At 38.3% G+C, this 22492-nt stretch carries 26 protein-coding genes, 2 pseudogenes and 1 riboswitch; of the genes and pseudogenes, 18 read left to right on the plus strand and 10 right to left on the minus strand.

What is annotated here, in order from left to right:
* A partial coding sequence (locus FCI53_RS19835) for an IS3 family transposase (RefSeq protein WP_138419539.1) occupies positions 1-86 on the plus strand: 86 nt, incomplete at its 5' end.
* Positions 87-126: 40 nt separating this feature from the next.
* Here FCI53_RS19835 and FCI53_RS19840 read toward each other — a convergent pair.
* Positions 127-519, minus strand: a pseudogene (locus tag FCI53_RS19840) (transcriptional regulator); the annotation flags it as partial.
* Between the two features lie 412 nt (positions 520-931).
* Between FCI53_RS19840 and FCI53_RS19845 the strand changes: the two are divergent.
* The 8 genes and pseudogenes from FCI53_RS19845 to FCI53_RS21620 all read left to right on the plus strand — a co-directional run bounded on the left by FCI53_RS19845 (position 932) and on the right by FCI53_RS21620 (position 5843).
* Positions 932-2221: a hydroxymethylglutaryl-CoA reductase, degradative gene (locus tag FCI53_RS19845; protein WP_138420744.1), complete on the plus strand. Its 1290-nt coding sequence runs from the start codon at positions 932-934 to the stop codon at positions 2219-2221.
* A gap of 197 nt (positions 2222-2418) precedes the next feature.
* Positions 2419-2844, plus strand: a complete 426-nt coding sequence (locus FCI53_RS19850; protein WP_138420745.1) for a MaoC family dehydratase — start codon at positions 2419-2421, stop codon at positions 2842-2844.
* A gap of 225 nt (positions 2845-3069) precedes the next feature.
* Entirely contained in the window at positions 3070-3138 is a 69-nt protein-coding gene (locus FCI53_RS22260) for a helix-turn-helix domain-containing protein (protein ID WP_425457202.1), read from the plus strand.
* Positions 3131-3250 (plus strand): annotated as a pseudogene (locus FCI53_RS19860) (zinc ribbon domain-containing protein); the annotation flags it as partial. The gene FCI53_RS22260 and the pseudogene FCI53_RS19860, both read left to right, overlap by 8 nt.
* Positions 3251-3590: 340 nt before the next feature.
* Complete coding sequence (locus FCI53_RS19865; protein ID WP_138420746.1) at positions 3591-4403, plus strand: hypothetical protein; 813 nt, start codon at positions 3591-3593, stop codon at positions 4401-4403.
* A 505-nt stretch (positions 4404-4908) separates the two neighbouring features.
* Positions 4909-5091, plus strand: a complete 183-nt coding sequence (locus tag FCI53_RS19870) for a hypothetical protein (RefSeq protein ID WP_138420747.1) — start codon at positions 4909-4911, stop codon at positions 5089-5091.
* 1 nt (position 5092) lies between these two features.
* On the plus strand, positions 5093-5653 hold the full coding sequence (locus FCI53_RS19875; RefSeq protein ID WP_138420748.1) for a hypothetical protein: 561 nt from the start codon (positions 5093-5095) through the stop codon (positions 5651-5653).
* Positions 5654-5681: 28 nt separating this feature from the next.
* The gene (locus FCI53_RS21620; RefSeq protein WP_171038255.1) at positions 5682-5843 is read left to right on the plus strand and encodes a hypothetical protein; all 162 of its coding nucleotides are present in this window, start codon (positions 5682-5684) and stop codon (positions 5841-5843) included.
* Positions 5844-6081: 238 nt separating this feature from the next.
* On the opposite strand, the gene FCI53_RS19880 is transcribed toward FCI53_RS21620, so the two are convergent.
* Positions 6082-7254: a hydroxymethylglutaryl-CoA synthase gene (locus FCI53_RS19880; RefSeq protein ID WP_138420749.1), complete on the minus strand. Its 1173-nt coding sequence runs from the start codon at positions 7252-7254 to the stop codon at positions 6082-6084.
* A gap of 253 nt (positions 7255-7507) precedes the next feature.
* Here FCI53_RS19880 and FCI53_RS19885 point away from each other — a divergent pair, with 253 nt between their 5' ends.
* Positions 7508-8686, plus strand: a complete 1179-nt coding sequence (locus tag FCI53_RS19885; RefSeq protein ID WP_138420750.1) for an acetyl-CoA C-acetyltransferase — start codon at positions 7508-7510, stop codon at positions 8684-8686.
* 266 nt (positions 8687-8952) lie between these two features.
* Here the strand turns inward: FCI53_RS19885 and FCI53_RS19890 are convergent, their stop codons facing one another.
* The 3 genes from FCI53_RS19890 to FCI53_RS19900 all read right to left on the minus strand — a co-directional run bounded on the left by FCI53_RS19890 (position 8953) and on the right by FCI53_RS19900 (position 11692).
* Positions 8953-10137: an MFS transporter gene (locus FCI53_RS19890; RefSeq protein ID WP_138420751.1), complete on the minus strand. Its 1185-nt coding sequence runs from the start codon at positions 10135-10137 to the stop codon at positions 8953-8955.
* A gap of 209 nt (positions 10138-10346) precedes the next feature.
* A complete protein-coding gene (locus tag FCI53_RS19895) occupies positions 10347-10949 on the minus strand; it encodes an ACT domain-containing protein (RefSeq protein WP_138420752.1) in 603 nt (200 codons plus the stop codon).
* 95 nt (positions 10950-11044) lie between these two features.
* Positions 11045-11149: riboswitch (SAM riboswitch) on the minus strand.
* Between the two features lie 297 nt (positions 11150-11446).
* Positions 11447-11692 carry a YuzB family protein gene (locus tag FCI53_RS19900; protein WP_138420767.1) on the minus strand — a complete coding sequence of 82 codons (246 nt, stop codon included), beginning with the start codon at positions 11690-11692 and terminating at the stop codon, positions 11447-11449.
* Positions 11693-11849: 157 nt separating this feature from the next.
* Between FCI53_RS19900 and FCI53_RS19905 the strand changes: the two genes are divergently transcribed.
* Positions 11850-12527 carry a helix-turn-helix transcriptional regulator gene (locus FCI53_RS19905; protein WP_138420753.1) on the plus strand — a complete coding sequence of 226 codons (678 nt, stop codon included), beginning with the start codon at positions 11850-11852 and terminating at the stop codon, positions 12525-12527.
* Positions 12528-13030: 503 nt separating this feature from the next.
* Here FCI53_RS19905 and FCI53_RS22110 read toward each other — a convergent pair.
* Positions 13031-13156, minus strand: a complete 126-nt coding sequence (locus FCI53_RS22110; RefSeq protein ID WP_138420754.1) for a YfhE family protein — start codon at positions 13154-13156, stop codon at positions 13031-13033.
* Positions 13157-13300: 144 nt separating this feature from the next.
* On the opposite strand from FCI53_RS22110, the gene recX reads away from it, so the two are divergent.
* Complete coding sequence (gene recX / locus FCI53_RS19915) at positions 13301-14113, plus strand: recombination regulator RecX (RefSeq protein ID WP_138420755.1); 813 nt, start codon at positions 13301-13303, stop codon at positions 14111-14113.
* A 262-nt stretch (positions 14114-14375) separates the two neighbouring features.
* Here recX and FCI53_RS19920 read toward each other — a convergent pair whose 3' ends face one another.
* A complete protein-coding gene (locus tag FCI53_RS19920) occupies positions 14376-15179 on the minus strand; it encodes an HAD family hydrolase (protein ID WP_138420756.1) in 804 nt (267 codons plus the stop codon).
* A gap of 179 nt (positions 15180-15358) precedes the next feature.
* Here FCI53_RS19920 and FCI53_RS19925 point away from each other — a divergent pair, with 179 nt between their 5' ends.
* The gene (locus FCI53_RS19925; RefSeq protein WP_138420757.1) at positions 15359-15688 is read left to right on the plus strand and encodes a YfhH family protein; all 330 of its coding nucleotides are present in this window, start codon (positions 15359-15361) and stop codon (positions 15686-15688) included.
* Between the two features lie 44 nt (positions 15689-15732).
* Here FCI53_RS19925 and FCI53_RS19930 read toward each other — a convergent pair whose 3' ends face one another.
* On the minus strand, positions 15733-15894 hold the full coding sequence (locus tag FCI53_RS19930; RefSeq protein WP_138420758.1) for a YpzG family protein: 162 nt from the start codon (positions 15892-15894) through the stop codon (positions 15733-15735).
* A 17-nt stretch (positions 15895-15911) separates the two neighbouring features.
* Complete coding sequence (gene sspK, locus FCI53_RS19935; protein ID WP_138420759.1) at positions 15912-16058, minus strand: small acid-soluble spore protein K; 147 nt, start codon at positions 16056-16058, stop codon at positions 15912-15914.
* A 138-nt stretch (positions 16059-16196) separates the two neighbouring features.
* On the opposite strand from sspK, the gene FCI53_RS19940 reads away from it, so the two are divergent.
* A complete protein-coding gene (locus tag FCI53_RS19940) occupies positions 16197-16463 on the plus strand; it encodes a YfhJ family protein (RefSeq protein ID WP_138420760.1) in 267 nt (88 codons plus the stop codon).
* 52 nt (positions 16464-16515) lie between these two features.
* Here FCI53_RS19940 and FCI53_RS19945 read toward each other — a convergent pair whose 3' ends face one another.
* On the minus strand, positions 16516-17499 hold the full coding sequence (locus tag FCI53_RS19945; protein WP_138420761.1) for a metal-dependent hydrolase: 984 nt from the start codon (positions 17497-17499) through the stop codon (positions 16516-16518).
* A 73-nt stretch (positions 17500-17572) separates the two neighbouring features.
* Between FCI53_RS19945 and mutY the strand changes: the two genes are divergently transcribed.
* The 4 genes from mutY to FCI53_RS19965 all read left to right on the plus strand — a co-directional run bounded on the left by mutY (position 17573) and on the right by FCI53_RS19965 (position 22149).
* Complete coding sequence (gene mutY / locus FCI53_RS19950) at positions 17573-18664, plus strand: A/G-specific adenine glycosylase (protein ID WP_138420762.1); 1092 nt, start codon at positions 17573-17575, stop codon at positions 18662-18664.
* A gap of 485 nt (positions 18665-19149) precedes the next feature.
* Positions 19150-19335 (plus strand): gamma-type small acid-soluble spore protein, encoded by a 186-nt coding sequence (locus FCI53_RS19955; protein ID WP_138420763.1) that lies wholly within the window; start codon positions 19150-19152, stop codon positions 19333-19335.
* 401 nt (positions 19336-19736) lie between these two features.
* Complete coding sequence (ntdP, locus tag FCI53_RS19960; protein ID WP_138420764.1) at positions 19737-20264, plus strand: nucleoside tri-diphosphate phosphatase; 528 nt, start codon at positions 19737-19739, stop codon at positions 20262-20264.
* Between the two features lie 109 nt (positions 20265-20373).
* Complete coding sequence (locus FCI53_RS19965; RefSeq protein WP_138420765.1) at positions 20374-22149, plus strand: ABC transporter ATP-binding protein; 1776 nt, start codon at positions 20374-20376, stop codon at positions 22147-22149.
* The last annotated feature ends 343 nt before the right edge of the window (positions 22150-22492 follow it).

Raw genomic sequence — 22492 nt, forward strand, 5'->3', positions numbered from 1 at the left:
TGGTTTACTATAACAATTATCGATATCAATGGAACTTAAAAAAGATGACCCCTATCCAATATAGGAATCATCTTCAAGTAGCTTAATCTCTTTTTTCATAGTGTCCTTGACACGGGTGCCAGTTTATTTCTTTGGTTCCTCTTTAGCGGATAGATAAGCAATGGGGAGAAATGTCCAACCGTCTAAGGCCAGCAAGGAGTGGCGCCAACAGAGGTCTCTAAATCTTCTTGTATCTAAGTCTCTTGCATGGGGACCATATCCTTGAATTTCTATTCCCCCTTTAGCACCACCAGGCATATAAGCAAGATCAAGGTAACGGTAGCCATTGTTGAAATCTCGCACTTCCCATTCAGGATATAAGTGATCAAAATTTCCAACGGCTGGGTACCATACGCGACGTAGGAATTCAACGGTGCCGTGTCCTAATCCTTTTTTCAAAATTTCACGTCTCCTGTGATTTTTCTCTTCAGCAATATTTTCCTGAAGCCAATCCTCTAACGCTTGTTCAAATGGTTGCAAGGTTAGCACATCCTTTTATATTATTTTTTAATAAAAAGCAATGGAATTAAAAAAAGTGAGGTCATAAAGAAAGCTAGTGGGTGGGGAATCTATTATACTTGTATAGTATCTCATGGAAGGTATATTTGCAACGATTAATGGGTGACTGTACTATAATTATGATATAGTTAGGACAGAATGGAAGTTGAAAGAGCAGAAGCGTTTACTAGGGCGGACATTTGATGCGTTATTTAGATGAAATGTAACGAAAACCAGCCTATTTAGAGCGAATAGCGGAATAAATGTCCACTACCCCTTGAAATTGAGTCCAAAATGCAAAAATAAGTGATCAAATGTCCGCACCGGCATCCCCGGATCTCTAACATTGATCTCGCGTCAATTCAACACTAACGTACATTAGGAGGAATCCAACATGGAAAAACAACACTTACATAAATTCTATCAAAAAAACCGAACGGAAAGAATCGAGGCCTTAGCTGCTGCGAATATTATATCCGAAGAAGACAAACTAGCATTAACCGATCATTTAGCCTTACCCGAAGAGACAGCCAATCACATGATCGAAAACCAAATTGCTACCTACCAACTACCATATGGGGTGGGGTTAAACTTTTTAATTGATGGCAAAGAATATGCGGTGCCAATGGCGATGGAAGAACCATCGGTAATCGCTGCGGCAAGTTCTGCTGCGAAGATTATTAGTCAAGCGGGTGGGTTTGAAACGACGATTCAAGAGCGGACAATGATTGGCCAGATTGTGTTAAAAGATGTGCCAGATTTAGAAGCAGCAAAACAAGTTGTATTGGATCATACTGAAGACATTTTACAAAAAGCAAATGAAGCACACCCATCGATCGTCAAACGAGGTGGTGGTGCAAAAGCAGTGGAGGCCCGCCCAATTGCTGCCGATGACCAAGTGCAGACGCCTGACTTTTTGGTTGTGCATCTTCACATTGAAACCCTCGAAGCGATGGGAGCAAACATCATTGATACGATGGCAGAAGCAATCAAACCTTATTTAGAGAGTTTAACTAATGGAGCAGCATTGATGGGGATTTTATCCAATTATGCAACGGAATGTTTAGCAACAGCAAGATGTCAAATTCCTGTTTCTTTATTAGCAAGAGCAGACTACTCAGGGGAAGAAGTACGCGATCGAATTATTGAGGCATGCCAAATTGCTATCGTTGATCCATATCGGGCGACGACACACAACAAAGGGATCATGAATGGAATTGATGCTGTTGTGCTAGCAACCGGTAATGATTTCAGGAGTATTGAGGCTGGCGCGCATGCTTATGCAGCCAGGTCCGGCCAATATCGTTCACTCACAAATTGGACGAAAGCAGAAAATGGCGATCTAGTTGGAACCTTAACGATTCCACTTGCAATTGGAACGGTTGGGGGATCGATTTCGATTCACCCTGGTGCTAAATTTAGCCACAAGCTGTTAGGCAATCCATCAGCAAAAGAACTAGAATCCATTATCGTTTCCGTTGGATTAGGACAAAACTTTTCCGCAATTAAAGCACTAGTAACAGAAGGTATTCAAAAAGGACATATGGGACTTCATGCTAAATCGCTTGCGATAAGTGCTGGTGCTAAAGGGGAACAAGTTGACGTCGTGACAGAGAAACTTAAGCAAAGTAAAAATATGAATTTGGCGACTGCTAAAGAAATTTTAGAACAGTTACCGAACTAGTATCGTTCAGAAACATGAAACAGTTCAGTTTTGGGGGGAAACTCCTTCATTGAACTGTTTTTTTACGAAAAGTTATCGATTTTTACATCGAACTACACGGATCATCGTATGGTAAAATGTTATTGTAACCTGTATAATACGCGATAACTTTTACTTAATAAAAGTGTACGGAAATATTAATAAATGGGGTACTAGGAATGAAATTAAATGAGTTTACGATTGGACAGGAATTCAAAACAAAATCAATAGAATTAACGAAAGAAACTATTATGAAATTTGCTGAAGAATATGATCCTCAATATATGCATGTAGATGAAGAAAGAGCAAAACAAGGTAGATTTAATGGAATCATTGCTTCCGGAATCCATACGTTAGCCATATCTTTTAAACTTTGGATTGAAGAAGGAAAACATGGTGAGGATATTATTGCTGGTACGGAATTGAACCATGTGAAATTCTTAAAACCTGTGTATCCGGGTGATTCATTGTATGCTGTTGTTAAAGTGCTTAATAAGAAAGCGAACAAAAGTGAAACGGGGATCCTTACGCTGTTGTTATCCAGTTACAATGAGAAAGATGAGAAGGTATTTGAAGGGGAATTATCGGCGTTAGTTAAGCGATAATTTATCATTCCAGGCGAGAAGACTCCATCCTCAAGGAATGAGAAGGGCGTTGGCCCAATGAGTAGGGTGGAGATGAATCGCCTTCGGATAAGGGATAGCTTTAGCTATCTCAATTGTCCGACTAACTAGTCTAAGGTTCTAAAGCATTTTTCAACTCTCCCCCCCTAATGCGAACAAACGTTTGTTTTTTGTTGAGTCATCGTGTATAATATAAAGAAAAGGGAGGTGACTGTTTTGCTTGGCCATAGGGCTTATAAATACAGAATCTATCCTAACCGGAATCAAGCTGCGTAAGTGGGATTGCCCATCATGTGGTACACATCACGACAGGGATCTTAACGCAAGTGAAAATATTAATGATGAAGAAATAAGACTTCTAACCGTAGGTCCTACGGGGGTAGCCTAATTAAAACTGACTTTTAGGTTGGTGTTCTTAGGAATCTCCCACTTCAAACAGATCATAAGGTCGTTAAGTGGTGAGAGGGTTTAAACGGTGGCAGGGGATTTTTAGTATTCGGAATTATAATGTTACATAGAAATTTTTTGTAATAAGCTGGTAGTTAATACTGTTTAGTCAGCAGTTGGTTATTTGTTTGGAAAAGTTATTTTTGGAATGAGTTTTTCAAAGGATCGCGTTCAATATTTCAATCTAAATGAAATAACCTCAATTATTATCTTCACAGGAATTGAAGTGATATATGCATACACTGAACGATACACATTACTAAATGTGGCAGGTATCTCCAATGAGAAAATATGCCTATTACTACATAGCAGCTATATTAACTAGATTAAATAAAAGGGGATATAGGGGGGAGTTAGAAATCGGAACTAAACAGTTATTAAAGTTAATGTTCCTTTTGTTTGTTATAAGTTTATTACTGTTGGGGTGCTCCAACAAGCATACCAATTTGGAGGAAGTAGAAGGTGATGGTTTAACTTATAGTGAATATTTTAAGCCATATGATCGGCTTGATGAAAGGGAAAACATGACATATTATAAGCCGTTACCGATTGATGAGATAGAATCATCTCTTCAAGGACAAATTAAAAAGACTGTGAACAAGATCGATTCGGAAAGTTTACCGTTCAAAGTGGAAGAGGAAAAGGCGTATCATGTAACCTCCAAAAACGAAGATGGAACAGCAAGGAATCAGATACAGTTAAGTTATCTCAGTAAGTCAGACTATGACAGAGTAGATGACTTTTTGATCATTACAGTGACAGAAGCCGAACAAACCCCACTTGAAGAAAATGATATTTCAAATGAATATGATTCAGTAGGTAACAAATTGAAAAAAGAAATTTTAACAGAAGATATCCCTATTTACCAGCAAGTCATTACGACAAATAGTGCATTAGTATATAGTTATTATGACTATGATGAAACAGAAAATAGAATAGCTACCGTTGCTACGGCTGCTAATGAAATGTATGCTTATTACAATGGATACATTTATCATATAGGATATTTAATCGATAAAGAAAAGAATAATGAGAAAATGCAAGAGGATATGCTTCAACTGACGCGTGAATACATTTTAGGGGACTCTTTGTAAAAAGTGCTATTTACTCGGCTCCCAAACAGTTTCCTTTATTCCCTACGGAAGGATTGTTCGATTAAGTTCGCCGCTTTGCGCGGCAACACCAACCTCCTTGGATATGCAGGCAAGTTCGTTCGTCGCTGACCGGGTGCCCCGATCCTTTTGTTCTAAATCGTTACTTTGTGAAGCAATACACTTAAATTAGCGGGACAAAAGAAAAAAGGCAACGCTGAATGATTCATAACGAGTTCGGTTTTCGAGTACAAAATACGAAATAACATACCAATTAGTAGACCAAATGGCGCATGGTTTGGTCTGTTCCTTCTTCCTTGTAATTCAACGATTTTTAGGTTTTAAGACTTAAATTATCATACGAAATCGTAACCCAAATAGCATAATGACAGCTATTGTCATTATGCTATTTCCTATGTGAATTTGAAGGTTATTATTTGAGATGTTGATTTTTAGTACCAAAAGGATAATCGTTATTTTATGTTAAAATAAAAGTAGAGTTTGTGAAATGACTTACTTAAACTATAGGGTTGCGAATGCACAACAAGAGTTTACGATCAGTTCAAGGGCTGATCGTTTTGTTTTTATGTCAGAACAGAAGAAGTTTAGTGGAATAAGATGTATGATTCTTGTTGCCATTTTGAAACATATGCAAAGTAAAGTTCGTCTTATAGTTAAAGGGGGACGATAATATGAAGACATTTCATTTTTGGAGTTTAATCGTCATTTTATTATTGTCATTATTAGGGTGTCAGGAAAATTCAGTATTGTCAGACGACCTTAATTCAAAAAATGATTTAGAAGGTTTTTTTGAACCTGAACCATCAGATTGGGTGAAATATACAAAGCCTGTAAGAGAGTATATGTATCATAGAACTCAAGCAGTAATAAATAATGATATAAACATTCTTTGGGAAAGGTATCCAGAATTAAAAGAGAATATTGATAGTGAAAAAGGAGTTAATGTAGAAAAAAATGAGGTTGAATCCTTAAATCAAGGTTTTGACTTGGTGGATGCCAATTACAATATTGAAAGTTATGAACGAATTAAAGTGAACGCAATAAATGATAACGAAGTAACAGTTCTGGTTCACGGAAGCATTGTTTATTTGAGAGATGACTTCGACGAATCTGGCGGGGAATATTTAATGAAGGTCTTCTTAAAACAGAATGATAATCAATGGACCGTAGTAAAAACTGACGAATACACTTTACCTGAATACAAAGAATGGTTACAAGAAAAAAATCAATAAAGCCCTATTAAACTATAGGGAAGTTTAGTTGAATAAGACAATAAAAGGAAACGCTCAGAGATTAGAATCTGAGCGTTTTTTTAGTGCCAATTATAATGTAATTGTCATTGTTGTTTCGGTTGCCAAATATATTGCGTTTAACCTACTACTTGTAATTTTGGACTCCGAAACAGAACGGTTTAGATTTTAATCCCGGTGCAACCGTCCGTAAGACTCCCACTTCGAAACATGAAGGAAACTGAAGATGTTTAAGTGGGAGTAAACTTTCGCTTTCACCCCGATTCGTTCAAGGGCCTTTAGGTCATACCCTTGTGGTACTAACAATCAGTGGGGGAAGGGCAAAAACCCCCACTGATTGAAGTTTCACTTTATCCAAGCGTTTTTGTAGTTGTATCTAGAAGTAATAACAAATCAGATATCCGCAGAGTTTACCCATCCTTACGCACATACTGGCGCATATGGTCTTTTACACCAGAGAAACAAATTGGTGCAGGATCATTTTCGACTGGCAATTCAATGGTTGGCTCCCCAGCAGGGACGATGTCTTCGAAAACTTCCTCATACTCGGCAACACTAATTTCTTTTCTTTCAGCTAGCAATGTTTCATGTTGTGCAGTGTGCAACGCATCTTTATAATTTGGCTGTAAAATACCAGAGAAAAATTCACCAACAGCCCCTGAACCATAACTAAATAATCCAATTCTAGCACCAGCTTCAATGTTTGTATTTAACTCTAGTAACGAAAGCAAGCTTAAGTATAAGGAACCTGTATAAATATTTCCTACGATTTTATTATACTGTTTGCTTGTTTCAAAGTTGGCGAGTAGTCGTTCTTGATCAGCTTCTGTGCCTTCAGGAATGACTGCTTTTAATGCTTTTTGCCCCATCTTTGTGTATGGTAAGTGGAAGCAAATCGCTTCAAAGTCTTTTAACTCTAGTTCTGTTTTTTGCTTATGCACTTTCCAAATATCTTGGAAAAACGATAGATACTTATCAACCGATTGTTTTCCGTCAACAAACGCTTTGTCTGAGAAAATCGGACGCCAGAAATCCATAATATCCTCTGTTTGGTAAGTACTTGGGCTTTCTAATGTCATAATGCTTGGATCCGTGCTCATAACGATCGCAACGGCACCCGCACCTTGGGTAACTTCCCCGCCAGTGTTTAACCCATAACGAGCAATGTCAGACCCCAAGATAAGTACTTTGCTGTCAGGATTTAAGGCAATATGGCCTTTAGCAATTTGAATTCCAGCTGTAGCACCGTAGCAGGCTTCTTTTACCTCAATGGAACGTGCGTTAGAATTGATTCCTAACAGCTCATGCACATAAACCGCCCCAGCTTTTGAATGATCAATTCCAGATTCCGTAGCAAATATAACAAAATCAATCTGCTGTTTATCTTCTTCTGTCAAAATTTCGTGTGCTGCATTAGCTGCTAGAGACACGGCATCTTGTGTAATCGGAGGGACAGACATTTTTTCTTGTCCAATTCCGACCGTAAACTTTCCAGGATCGATGTTTCGTGCGACAGCTAATTCTTTCGTTTCCACATACAGGTGTGGAGTATAAAATCCAATTTTATCTATTCCAATATTCACGATTATTCACACCTTTTTTTAAAAATCAATATTATATTTCTTACTTTATTATATAGAAATTATATTCTATTATAAAATATAATCTCATCATACTATAAATCCAATTGTTGTAAATTGATTTGTATGAATACCTAAGTCTTATGACTAGTGCTATAATGTATTTATTTACTAAACTTATTGTAGAATAACATGATTTTGTGATCGTTTGCATGCATTTTATTCTATATATTTTGTTGAAGGAGTGTTGTGACGAATGGAAGAAGTGGTAATTACGAGTGCAGTTCGCACCCCGATAGGTAAGTTTAAGGGGAGCTTAAAAAATATATCAGCTGAAAAATTAGGAGAGTTCGCAGTCAAAGAAGCGATCCGTCGCGCGCAGATTTCACCGTCAGACGTCGATTCAGTTATTTTCGGTAATGTCTTACAAGCTGGCCGCGGACAAAATCCAGCACGACAAATCGCGGTACATGCGGGAATCCCTGTTGAAGTACCAGCCATGACCATTAATGAAGTTTGTGGCTCCGGTTTAAAGTCTGTAATTCTAGGTAGTCAGGCGATCCAGTTGGGTGAAGCAGATGTAGTGGTTGTTGGTGGGACAGAGAACATGACCCAGGCTCCAAAACTTGCATCCAATAATCGTTGGGATGATCCAATTGGGGAAACAAAGATGCTCGATAGTATGATTCATGATGGACTAACCGATGCATTTAGTAAAGACCATATGGGGCTCACGGCTGAATATGTAGCAGATAAGTATCATGTTTCACGTGAGGAACAAGATCAATTTGCCTTACAATCGCAGGGAAAAGCACAAACAGCTCAAGAGCAAGGTAAATTTAATGAAGAAATCGTGCCAGTAACCATCAAAAATGAAAATGGCGAGGACATGCTATTTTCTGACGATGAATATATTCGCTACAATCAGACGATTGAAGATTTTCAAAAGTTAAAACCAGCTTTTACTGAAAACGGTACAGTTACAGCTGGGAATGCATCAGGGATCAATGATTGTGCAGCAACGCTCGTACTGATGAAAAAATCGGTTGCGGAAGCTAGAAATATTCCTTATTTAGCAACAATTAAAGGAAATGCCGAAGTTGGCGTCGACCCGAAAATAATGGGATATGCTCCATACTATGCTACGAAAAAACTAGCAGATAAGTTAGATGTCCGTTTAGATGAGGTTGATTTATACGAACTAAATGAAGCTTTTGCGTCTCAAAGTGTAGCAGTGATGAGAGATTTACAGATTGATGCAGACAAAGTCAATGTAAACGGTGGTGCGATTGCGTTGGGACATCCAATTGGGGCGTCAGGAGCACGGATTTTAGTGACCTTGTTGCATGAAATGAAACGACGCGATTCACGTACTGGTATTGCCTCCTTATGTGTTGGTGGGGGAATCGGTATTTCGATGCTGGTAGAACGCTAATTACGGGGCGTTTTAGAATTTGGCGGACATTTAGTGCCTTATTTGCAGGAAAAACGGCTCTTTTAAGGGGGCGCGGACATTTCGTTCTTTATTTGCTGAAAATGGCAGTGATTTGCTTCCTTTTTTGCAAAATAACGGAACAGATGTCCATTGAATCTATTAAAACAACGCTTTTTTCAAGAATAACGGAATAAATGTCCAAACCTACTTGGACTCAACAAAAAACTCCGCTGCGTTATCCTACTAGGATCGTAGCGGAGTTTTTTCTAGTCATGTAAAACCTCTTTTGTGGTATGCTCTTTCGTTTGGTAACTAACATAAACTCGATACAAGATAAAAGCAATGACCGATAATAAAATACCTGATATGTATGGTAAACCAATCATAACGGAAAAGAGCCACCCGCCTAATGGAGGACCAATAATTCTACCAAGTGAATCGAATGATGATAGAAATCCTGTTGTACTTCCATAGCCCGTTTTGGAGCGTTTCGTGAGTAAGGATGATACACTTGGACGAATTACACCATTTCCAATCCCAAATACCGTTAAGAAGATCGCTGCAGTAGCAAAGTTATCGACGAATAAAATGAGTAAAAAGCCAATTGCGGAGACTAGGATTCCAATTTGAATGACTGCTCCTTCACCAAAGCGCTTGGTTAATCTCCCAACCAATCCACCTTGGACAATCGCACCAGCTAGTCCCATGATCATAAAGATATAGCCGAGTTCTACTGTTCCTAAGCCGGCTTTTTCGGCGGCAAAATAAGCAAAGGTGGCTTCCAATCCACTTAATGATAACGATACAAATAATTGCAAGAAAAATAAGATAGAAATTGGCCCTTGTAACGTTTGGCGTAAAGATGCTTTGCTCGTTGTTTGCTCATCCTGTCCGTCCAGTGATAATGATTCTTTTAAAAAGACCATTACGATTAAAAAGGTGAGTAATGATGAAGCACCAGCAACGATAAATGGTAATTGTAGACTTATATCGGAGAACACACCACCGATCGCGGGACCAAAGATAAATCCAAGGCCAATCGATGCACCAATAATCCCCATCCCTTTCCCACGATCTTCTTCGCTCGTAATATCAGAAGCGTAGGCCATTACGGTAGGCATATTGGCAGCGGACAATGTTCCACCAATAATTCGTGCGGCAAATAACATCAATAATGAAGAAGCGATCGCCATTAACCAAAACGATAGAGAAAGTCCAAAGATTCCAATCATAATCACAGGTTTACGACCGATTCGATCAGAAATTCGTCCCCACATTGGAGCGAAAATAAGTTGTGTTAACGAATAAACAGCCATTAACAATCCAAGTTCTGTAGGAGAAGCTCCCATTTCTTCCGCGTAAAAGGGAAGTACAGGAATAATAATTCCAAAACCAACCATGACTAGAAACATAACTGCAAATAGAATGGGTAACGCTTTTTTAGTTTCCAAGACCGATCCTCCCAGGCTACATGTATTTTAAACCTAACAGTAATTTTAGTCGCTAGAGTTTTATTTTACCATATATGGGTTATTTTAAAATTAATCCGTTCCTATGTAAGCAAGTTTTTTGGAGGAACCACATGACTAAATTTATTCCTAATGGAAACGTCCAGCATTGGTTAATAAGCTGCTCTTATCTGTTCAAAGTTAATAATATTTCAAACTGGCACACTAGCAAAAAATTCGTTATAAAGTGCTTCAATAGCTGTTTTTTCTTCATAAGCCTTTACACCAAATACTAAACTTATTTGAGATGATTGTTGATTCATATGTATTATTTCAATATTAATTTCTTTTTCTGCTAGAACCCTAGCTGCTCGTTCAATGCTATTGACATTATGGTGCATTTTTTCCCCGATAAGCATAATTAAGGCAATATCGTGATTAATCGTTATATTTTCTGCCAAGAGTTCCGTAACTTCCGAACTAATCCGTTGTATTAGTTCATTATCCTTTATATTCCCTAATTGACTTTCAGGTGAATGAAGAGTAAGAGCATTTCCGTCCGATGGTTTATGTCTATAATAAAGTTGACAATCTTCCAGGATCTGAAGCAACTTACTGCTAATTCCAACTTCTTTATTGATTCTATACTGACTGACATAAATACTACAAAAGTTGTTTTCACTATGATTTTCAACTTTTGATTCCTTTTTATTGCCATGAGTGTTAGTTTTTCTAGAACCAGATACTTCAGATTGAATTGGATCTACTAACGTATCTAATGCTAATGAACTCTCTCTATAAATTGCATCCTTCATATCATCATCTCCCCAATATTTAAACGTTCGTATTGCAAACACAAAAAAACCTCTTCTACAATAAATAAGAAGAGGTCATAGCTATTTCAATCCTCCTCTTATCTTCCAGAAATAAATCTGCAGAAATTAGCACCTTTTCAAGTGAACTTGAAGGTTGCTGGGCTTCATAGGGTCTGTCCCTCCGCCACTCTGGATAAGAGTTTTTTTATATCGGCATGTTATTATTAATAAAAAATAACACAAGTATACTCTTTCGTCAATCCTTAAACTAGTACCTGATTACAACTTGTTTGATATGGAGCGGGAGGGAAGCTTTAGATAACTCGCAAAAGCCTACCTATTGCTATTTGATATGTAATAGTATGGATAAACGGGGAGGGTCTATGAATAAACTACTAGGATTAGACAACAAAAAAATAAATGAATTCACCTAGTCTAAGGGAAGGGAAACATCAATCAGCGGGGAAAGTCCTCCCTCCCTGATTGACGTTTTATTTTTATTGATAAAAAGCCAACTCTTCTTCAATGGCTTTTCTAATTTTGTCTAAACATTCTTCAGGAGTTTTACCGTGTATCCTTTTTCCATTGACAAGGACGTATGGTTTTAACCTGCATAACCCACAAAAACTAAGACAGTCACTTGTTAAAACAGATACTTCGGGATACTCCGATTCTAAAATCCCTTCAAGATCAAGAGTGTTCATTAAATTTGCATCACACACATCTATTACGACGATACCGATTGTGATCACCTTCTAGCTATTATTCGTTCATCATGGAAATGTACAAGGATTATTTAACTTTGTCAACTTTAAATGTGAATAAATTCGTAATAATAAAGTTTGTTATTTACTTCACAAACTTTATGGATTAGAATAAGAAGTAAGGTAGGTGTTGTAAATGATACAGCAATTGTCAACTCGAGATGCTATATTAGAATTATTGAAAAAACATCAAAATCTTTCTGTTAGTCAATTAAAAGACTTTTTGAATATTACGGAAATGGCCGTACGAAAACATTTAATCAAAATGGAAGGGGAAAATTTAGTTTCCTCTAAACCAGTACGCCAACCGATGGGTCGTCCTGTCATCTATTATTCCCTAACCAGCGCTGGTGAAAAATTATTTCCTACCAACTATGATAGCCTTGCGATGGAAATTTTATGTGATATCGAAGAAAGCTTGGGGACAGATGCGATCGATCAATTATTCGAAAACAGAGAGAAACGTATGAGAAAAAAGTATAGTAGGCGAATCTTTTCCGAGGATAATTTGAAAGAACGCGTTAGTCAGTTAGTTGATGTACAAAGTGAAAGTGGTTATATGACCGAATATGATGAAATTAGTGATGATCAAGTTACTTTTTCCCAGTATAATTGTCCAATTGCTGCCATTGCCAATAAATATAGTAAACCGTGCGATGCGGAACTATCCTTATTTAAAAGCGTATTAGGTACAGATAATGTGGAACGAGTATCGTGTATTGCTAAAGGGCAGAATAGTTGTAAATATGTTGTGACAGAATCCAAGCAACAACCACAAGCAAAAGAGTCGAAAGATCAACCTGTGAAACAATAAAAACTAAAATATCAATCAAACGATCATGTCAAACTAATTTACCATAAATGTGGTTGTGTTTGCAAATAGTGGCAATATGATGTTTTTTTGTGATGAGTAGGTTGTGGATAGAACTGTTGTAAGGTTAAATAATGTTGGACCTAGTAAAGCTAATAGGTACTATAGTAAAAAGGCTACCAAATTTGGTAGCCTTTTTTAAATGATTGTCAACATCTATACCGAAAAGGGGAGGAATCGGGTTAACATGAATACATTGAAAGACAATCACTTATCAACAGTATTATCCACAATCAAAAGGTTTTATACACAGTTTTCATAAAAAATATCAACATTCTCCACAAGTAGAACGGAAAAATTGTTAACATTTTATCCACATTATCCACTATTGAAGTGGAAGGGTTTGTTATTAGTTATGCACATTATCCACATAAATGTGTATAAAATCTGTTGATAACTGTGAATTTTTCGAAAGTTATTAACAATTTCCCTTCTTTTAATGGGGGCTAAACGCGTTTTTTTGTCGAATCATACAAGCGGTTTGCAGCTTTAAATTCTTTTTGGTACAAAACTTCTTGTGTTTTGGATAATCCAGTCCTGTTCTGTTTGTATTCCTGTGATTTGCCTCTCATTGCTATCAATCCCGTCACAATAGATTTCCGCTACTAAGGGGGATGCTCAGTATTCGGTTGCTTCTATCGTTTCCTATTTCATAAGATATATACTTTTTGGCAGGCAGATTTCTTATGCTAAACTAGAAAAAAGAGGTGAATAGAATGGCTAAGGTTACACGAATTACCACGCAAAAGAAGAAAAAGAACCGCTATAATATTTTTCTTGATCACGGTAATGGCGAGGTGTATGGATTTAGCGTTGATGAGGATATATTAATTGAGTTTCATTTACATAAAGGACAAGAAATTGATGAAGCGATGGCGCAAATGTTAATTGAAAAAGATGAGACCCATAAAATTTACACGCTTGCAATCAATTATTTAAGTTATCGGATGCGCTCGATAAAAGAGATGCGAGATTATTTAATAGGAAAGGAATTTCAAGCAGAACAAGTCGATTTGATCATTGATCGTCTTTTGAATGAAAAGTTGTTGAATGATAGGCAATTTGCCGATGCCTTCGTTCGAACTCGAATTCACACATCGAGTAAAGGCCCATTACTAGTAAAGCGTGAATTGATGGATAAAGGGGTCGCAGCTTCTATAGCTGCTTCCGCCATTAAGGTGTATGCGTATCAAGATCAGTATGATAAGGCACATAAATGGGTATCGAAAAAATTGAGCAATGGTACGAAAAAATCATTTAAACAACAAATACAAGCGTTGCAACAAACTTTAATGCAAAAAGGATTTACCCAGGATGTCATACAAGAAGTTACCAATGAAATAGAACAAGAAACGAGTCATGATGCGGAATGGGAAGCCTTGGTCTACCAAGGGGAAAAGTTGCTACGGAAACATGAGCGTAAGGTGGAGGGCTTTGAACTGAAACACAAGATAAAAGCGGGGCTGTATCGCAAGGGATTTAACTTTGATCTAATTGAACAGTTTTTGGATGAGTATGTGAGAGAATAGTCGAATGAGTGGACTGGTTGGGTGTGAGTGCTACATTCAGCCCGTTTGAAGAAGTTAACGGACAATAAAAAGGCTTAAATTTAGGAAATAGCGTACTAAATGTCCGCTCTACTCCCGTCAAAAGATCATTTCAAGAAATAACGGAATGAGGAGCCACCTCAATTACGAAGTGGTTTCTCATTCCGTTATATTATGAAAGACTGCATGGTAAACGCTGCATTAACGCGTTGATACCATCAATTGTTTCCTAATCAAACTCCTATTAAATCAACCCGCGCTCCTTCAGGTCTGCTACTGCGTTATGTACATGCTTAACCACTTTATTTGCCTGTTGTTGTACTTCGGGATCAGCAGTGTCGATTGCATAACTATGTGGCGTTAATTCAAACATCGATACATCGTTATAAGAATCGCCGATAACGGCAATCTCTTCAGGTTTGAGTTGTAAGGTTTCCATTAAATATTTCAAGCCTAGTGCTTTGCTAACCCCTTTTGGCTGAATATCCACACAATGCCTATCAGATAAGTAACTTTCAATGTTATCGTTAAACTGTTGATCCAGTCGTTGTTTAATTTGTAACAAATCCTCTGTTTCGCCGTGCATGGAAAATTTGGAAGCAAACACCGTCTCACCGAACGTATCACGAAGGTTAGGTGTTTCGGTTACTTTAAAATACGATAACCTTTCAAGTCGCTCGGTTGCATGCGATTTGGCTGTAACATGAATTTCATCTGCCGTAGTGACAAAGTGATAGTCTGTCTCCTGTGCGACCTTCTCGTATATTTCTTTACTTAATTGTTTTGAAAAGATTTCTTCATGAATCAGCCTGTCACCGATATCGTATACGAAGGCACCATTTTGACTGATGCGGTGGCCTGTTTGATTGATCGTTTTCAAGATTTCAACAATATCCTTTTCTGATCTCCCTGTGGCGATGCCAAACTCAACACCATGATCTTTCACTGTTTGAATGGCTTGTTTATCTTCATCTAAAATATAAATCGTTTCGTTATCACCATGTTTCAGAAGGGTGCCATCTAAATCTGTTGCGAATAATTTAATCATCTTGCAGTACTCCTTTTTTTATCAATATGCTTCGATTATACACGTTGATTGTTTGAAGTTCTATTTCCGCTACTTGGTTTCTAAGGTGATTGGGAAAAATACTTGTATGTAAACGTTGCGGTTATAGTATGGTAAAATAGAGGCAGAATATTAAATTTTGTTAAAAATGAGGGGATACGATGGATCAGAGATATAGTGAATACACGGTTGAACAATTACGGGATGAAGTAGCTCATTTGCAAGAAAAAGCACAAAAAGCGGCACAATTCGGCAATGTAAGTGAATTTGCTGTGTATGAACGAAAAATTCAAATGGCACTGGCATATACGCTAAATCCAGAAGAATTTAAGCCTGGGGAAATATACGAAATTGAAGGGGACCCTGGCCAACGTTTTACGATTACTTATTTGAACGGTGTATTTGCTTGGGGGTACCGAATCAACTTGTTAGGGGAAAAGCATGAACAGGAAGAAGCATTACCCATTTCCGTATTAGTTGAAACGAAATAGGAATGTAGCCTAGGCTACATTCCTATTTTAGTTGTGAAGTGAGACTACATCCGTTTGTTCGCTTGAACCTCGGTAATAATCTCTGATTGGCTTTTTTTCGTCTCACCATTTACTTGGTGACTAGCATGTTTTGGGTTTGCTCGAGGTGATTGAAATGGATCTTGATAAAGGTTCTTATAGAATGGTTTGTGTTGGCCTTTTGCCATGGTAGCTTCCTCCTCTATTAGCGATTCGATGATTGTTGCATTCGCTCGCGTGGACGTGTATTGGTTGTCCCATTCGCTCGTTGAGGGCTATATTTAGCTTTAGCTCTTGGTTCACCATCCATATTCGTTACGATCGGGAAATCCTTTTTCTTATTGCGTACCATTCGTAAAACCTCCCAGCAAAACTGTACCTTGATGGTACATTATTTAATTTGTACGAACTCGCCTAATATATGTGGTACAATAACCTTTTAACATTTGGAAATGAAGAGAGATTTGAACAGGGAAGGGATGGAAAACTAATGCAAGATCGATTTGAGCGTTTAGCAGAACGCCTTTATAATAAAAATGGATCATTAACGATTGATGAAGCAAAAACATGGGTGGAATTGTTGTGGGAAGACTTCGATACGACTCGTGCTAAAGCAGGTCGAGAGTATCAAGGCAAACAAGTAACAGAGCAAATCGTCCTTCGTTGGATCGACCAATATGGTCCAAATCTTCATGAATTTTTAAAACGACATCCAAAATATCAAAAAATGTTTGATAATAAAAGACCTCTACAATAACAACTAACAGATGAAAAGGGCTGCCGCTACCTATGCGACAGCCCTCACCATTTTAGAGTGGGTCCACGACGAGTTTTTGTTGTAGCTTCTGCTCAGAAAAAATCCACCCTGTGTAGGAGCCCATGATCCGCATATTGTCATCGATTTGGACAACTGCAACAAATGGATAATGATGTTCTTTTGTTCGATACCGTAGATCAATAAATCGGACTTCAGAAAAATCATCATATAAATTTATTTCCCAACGGTACACTGGCGAGAATGATAAAAATGCTGCAATATTTTTATCCGTCTTGGCAACATCAATTAGTTGATGGTTGGGTAATGGGACTTTTTCAAACTGATCAATAATCTCAATGTGCCCATTTTCTGCCCGTCCGACATAATAATGGCTAGGAGTTGTAATCGCAATGCGCCATTCATTCTGCTTGATCGTTGGCGAAGTAGCAACTTCCTCTACGTCGGAAAAATGATTCTGGATCACTTTTACTAGTGCTTTTTTATCTAAATAGCGCTTCACATAATAAAGGGTAATGATAAAATAAATGATTAGCCATGTATAACCAGGATGAGCGCCTAGTAACCATGCTCCAATGCCAGCCAGGTGCAGGGTGAAAATATAAGGATCAAACGTATTAATAAATCCGTAGGCGACCCATCTTTTGGTGAAAGGCCGGTAAGCTTGGGTGCCATAGGCATTAAATACATCGACAAAGACGTGGAGGATGACCGCAATAAATGTCCACAGCCACAAATGTAACAGACTGACCTCTGGGACGAATGTGTGGATAATGTTGGCAATCACAATTCCCCACAAGACAACTGCGGGCATGGAATGTGTAATGCCCCGGTGATTCCGTAAATAGGCAGCATTATTCTTTAGCTTTAGAATGGTATCGGAATCCGGTGCTTGGGAACCGATAATCGTACCAACCATAACTGCTTGAAATAAAGCAGGATCATTTTGTACAACGGGATCTAATGTGGCGATACCACCTAGTGCGATGCCCATCGTAATATGGGTTGCAGTGTCCATCCCATTGGTCCTCCTTTTTAAAAGTTCGCACATATTTTACTATCTATTATTGTAACACGAAGGATGAAAGTTTATGAATGATCAAAAGGCAAATCAGTTGAAAAACTTTAACATAAAGGCATTCCAATCGGACTTGATCGATTGGTTTTTGGATGAAAAGAGAGATCTGCCATGGCGTAAGGATCAAGATCCATATAAAGTATGGGTATCAGAAATAATGTTACAACAAACGAAAGTAGATACCGTCATTCCTTACTTTAATCGTTTTATGGAAAAATTCCCCACCTTAAAGCACCTAGCAGAAGCGGATGAACAAGAGGTGCTAAAAGAGTGGGAAGGGTTAGGATACTACTCTCGCGCTCGTAATTTACAAACAGCCGTAAAGGAAGTAGTCGAAACGTATAATAGCAAGGTTCCGGATGATCGCAAGGAATTAGCCAGTTTAAAAGGGGTCGGTCCATACACAACTGGGGCGATTCTTAGCATTGCATACGGTATACCGGAACCAGCAGTAGATGGCAATGTCATGCGTGTGCTATCGAGGGTGCTGCGGATTGAGGAGGATATCGCCAAACCAAAAGCACGCCGGGTATTTGAAACACATTTGCATGAACTAATCTCAAAACAAGATCCTTCTAGTTTCAATCAAGGATTGATGGAATTAGGGGCATTAATTTGCACGCCGAAAGCACCTTCCTGTTTATTATGTCCAGTTCAACAGCATTGTCGTGCCTTTGCTGAAGGTGTGCAAGAGCAATTGCCGATAAAATCGAAAAAGAAAAAACAAAAGAAGATCCCTTATTTTACATTTGTAATAAAGGATGCAAAGGATGCAGATGGAAAAGTTTTAATTGAAAAAAGACCCGAAGACGGCTTACTTGCTAATATGTGGCAATTCCCTATGGTTGAAAAAACAGACATTGATATTGAATTTGCCGCCGCCTGGATTGAACAAATGTATGGCCTTCCTGTTGTGCTTGGCGAACAGCAAACACAAATTAAGCATGTCTTTTCCCATGTGATTTGGGAGATCGATGTCTTTGTTGCACAAGTTGACACAGAAGCAACAGCTAAACAAGGTTTATTTGTTACAGATGATGAATTAGCTGCCTATCCGTTTCCAGTTCCGCATCAGAAGATTATTAAGCATATGGGATTGTTGTGAGAAGTTAGTTTAGTTGCGCGTAAGTAGAGAAGGGTTGCGCGCAAGTAAGGAAGAGTAGCGCGTAAGTGAGGAGAGGATGCGCGCAAGTAAGGAAGAGTTGCGCGTAAGTGAAGCGAGGATACGCGCAAGTAAGGAAGAGTAGCGCGTAAGTGAAGCGAGGATGCGCGCAAGTGAGGAAGAGTAGCGCGTAAGTGAAGATAGGATGCGCGCAAGTAAGGTAAGAGTTACGCGCAAGTGAAGCGAGGATACGCGCAAGTAAGGAAGAGTTACGCGTAAGTAGAGCGAGGATACGCGCAAGTAGAGAAGAGTTACGCGCAAGTAAAGAAGAGTAGCGCGTAAGTGAAGATAGGATACGCGCAAGTGAGGAAGAGTAGCGCGCAACTCCTTAACAAATACGCGCAAGTGAGTTTGGAAAATTTTCACAACAGATTCGTTGGATAACTTCCGCCACTATGGACAAAGTAAGGGGTGCGGAGGTGATAAACATGGCTAAAAAACAAAATCAACAACAGCCAAATGAAACTGTTGCAGGTACTAACGTACAAAAGGTAAAGCAACAGAACCAACAAGCACAACAAGGTCAAGGTCAATTTGGCACTGAATTTGCTTCTGAGACTGACGCACAACAAGTAAGACAACAAAACCAAAAGTCTCAACAAAATAAGAAGTAAATCATTCTTCTCCCCCCGAATATTAGTGAAAAGGAGCTCTCTTAGACGTAGAGAGCTCCTTTTTATATGTGGATATTCTACTTAGCGATTGTTTTGTCGCCCGATAACATATATTTACAGCTTTTACTTATATAATCGGAGCGGGTTTCCGCTTGATAACGCACATATACAGCTTTTACTTACATGATCCAAGCAGTTTTCCCCTTGATCATGTATATTTTGATAAATCACTGTACTTTACTAGTTTGATTAGTTCATGATTGGCTGTGCATCATTTTCTAGATAAAAAACCTGTACAAAAGCTAAAGGCTCACCGATCAAGACAAAAAATACGCTTTTGTTGCTCTTTAACCTTCTTTCTCGTTATAATGAAGAATAGAATAATTAGAAAGGAAGATTAGATGGCTGGCCTAGAACCGGGTTCAACAATACAAATACATAGCTATAAACATAATGGTCAGCTACATCGTGTATGGCAAAATAGCTTGATCTTGAAGGGGAATAGCAATGTTGTTATTGTTGCGAATGACAAAACACTAGTAAGTGAGAGTGACGGTAGAACTTGGATTACAAGGGAACCAGCTATTTGCTATTTTCATTCTAAATATTGGTTTAACATCATAGGTATGATACGAAATGATGGTATTTATTACTATTGTAATATTGGTTCGCCATTTGTATTTGAACAAGATGCCATTAAGTATATTGATTATGACTTAGATGTAAAGGTCTATCCAGACATGACTTTTACGTTATTGGATGAAGATGAGTATGAAGTGCATCGGAAGCAAATGAATTATCCAGAAGTGTTAGATCGAATATTAAAAAATAATGTGGATTACCTTATTCAATGGGTCAGGCAACGTAAAGGGCCGTTTGCACCAGATTTTGTTGACCAATGGTATGAGCGTTATTTAACTTACCGTTGATATAGAAAGAAAATAACTAGATAAGAAATCCTTGTCTCTTCTCCGTGGCAAGGTTTTTGCGCGTTGGATGGCAGCAACAGGTCTAACAGCATAGGAAGAGGTGAAATGCTTGGGGAGTATAAAACGATATTTACAGTTTGTTATGCCCTATAAATGGAAAATTTTGTTAACCGTTTTAATAGGGATTTTAAAATTTTCAATTCCGTTACTCATGCCATTAATCGTCAAATATGTCATTGATGATATTCTCGGAGCTGAAGCACTAAGTAACGCAGACAAAATTTCCAATCTGTTATGGGTCATGGGAGGAGCATTTGTTATTTTTCTTGTTTTACGTCCTCCAATTGAGTATTATCGACAATACTTTGGCCAGTGGGTAGGGAATAGAATCTTATTTGACATCAGAGAAAAGTTATTTGAACACCTGCAGCGGTTAAGTTTACGCTATTATTCCCGAACCAAAACAGGGGAAATTATTTCGCGTGTTATCCACGATGTGGAACAGACGAAAAACTTTGTTATGACCGGATTAATGAATATTTGGTTAGATATGATCACCATTTTGATCGCCATAGCAATCATGTTGACATTGAATGTATGGTTAACCATCGTAGCCATTATCTTATTCCCGCTCTATGGATTATCTGTCCGTCTATTTTATGGGCGACTCAGAGAATTAACTCGACATCGTTCACAAGCATTAGCCCAAGTGCAAGGACACTTACATGAGCGGGTCCAAGGGATGCCGGTGACGAAGAGTTTTGCGCTTGAAGATTATGAACAAGGACAATTCGATCAACAAAATAAAAACTTTTGGGATAAAGCAATTGCACATACGTCTTGGAATGCCAAGACATTTGCCGTGATGAACACAATTACTGATTTAGCCCCATTGTTGGTGATTGCGGTAGCTGGTTACTTAGCGATTACAACAGGATTAACGGTCGGTACGATGGCAGCTTTTGTTGGGTTTATGGATCGTGTCTATAGTCCATTACGTCGTTTAATTAGCTCGTCCACTGTGCTTGTTCAGTCGATTGCATCGATGGATCGTGTGTTTGAATTGATCGATGAAAAATATGATATTAAAGATAAAGCCGATGCCAAACATCTAAACAGTGTCGATGGGGATGTGGAATTTGATCATGTGTCGTTTCGATATGAAGATGAGGAAGAGCTTGTGCTTAACGATATTTCCCTCCATGTCAAACAAGGGGAGACGATTGCCCTTGTAGGGATGAGTGGTGGTGGAAAATCTACCATTATCAGTTTGATTCCACGTTTTTATGATGTCACCGATGGAAGCATCAAAATTGATGGTGTCGATATCCGTGATGTGGAAGCTCGTTCGTTAAGAGATAATATTGGAATGGTGTTACAAGATAATATTTTATTTAGTGAGTCGATTGCCATGAACATCCGGATGGGGAATCCTGATGCAACTGATGAAGAAGTAATCGAGGCAGCTAAAGCGGCCAATGCCCATGAGTTTATAACAGGTCTTTCAGATGGGTATGAAACCATGGTTGGTGAGCGGGGTGTGAAACTTTCAGGTGGTCAAAAACAGAGAGTCGCAATTGCACGTATTTTCTTAAAAAATCCGCCATTATTAATTCTTGACGAAGCAACTTCTGCCCTTGACCTGGAAAGTGAACACTTGATTCAAGAAGCATTGGAAAAATTAGCATCAGAGCGAACAACCTTTATTGTCGCCCATCGATTGTCTACGATCACACATGCGGACAGAATTGTGTTAATTGAAAATGGGGAAGTGAAAGAACAAGGAACGCACACTGAATTGATGAAGAAAAAAGGTGGCTATTACAACTTGTATCAAGTACAAGAACTTGATCATGATGAGCAGAAGGAATATGTAAGAGGGTGAAATTGATTGACAAAAAACACCGCTTGGATACTAAGTAAGTATCCAAGCGGTGTTTTTTTGATCGAAAGGATCATGTTCTAGTAGAGCAGGGGAGATGTCGTATTGAACCGGACATTAGTTAATTTAAATAGAACAAGGCAGTTGTCGCATTCAAAGCGGACATTGAGTGCGCTATTTTTTAAAAAAAGTACAGTTTTAGTGCATAAGCGGACATCTTGAAGCTAGAATAAAAAGTGGATACCCCGTTAACGAAAGTCATATTTGGATATGATGATAATAACTAGGAGGGTTTCCATGGGTGAACATAGGCAAAGATATAGTGAGCAGTTTAAGCAAGAAACAG

The sequence above is a fragment of the Aquibacillus sediminis genome, from assembly GCF_005870085.1.
Lineage (GTDB): Bacteria > Bacillota > Bacilli > Bacillales > Amphibacillaceae > Aquibacillus_E > Aquibacillus_E sediminis.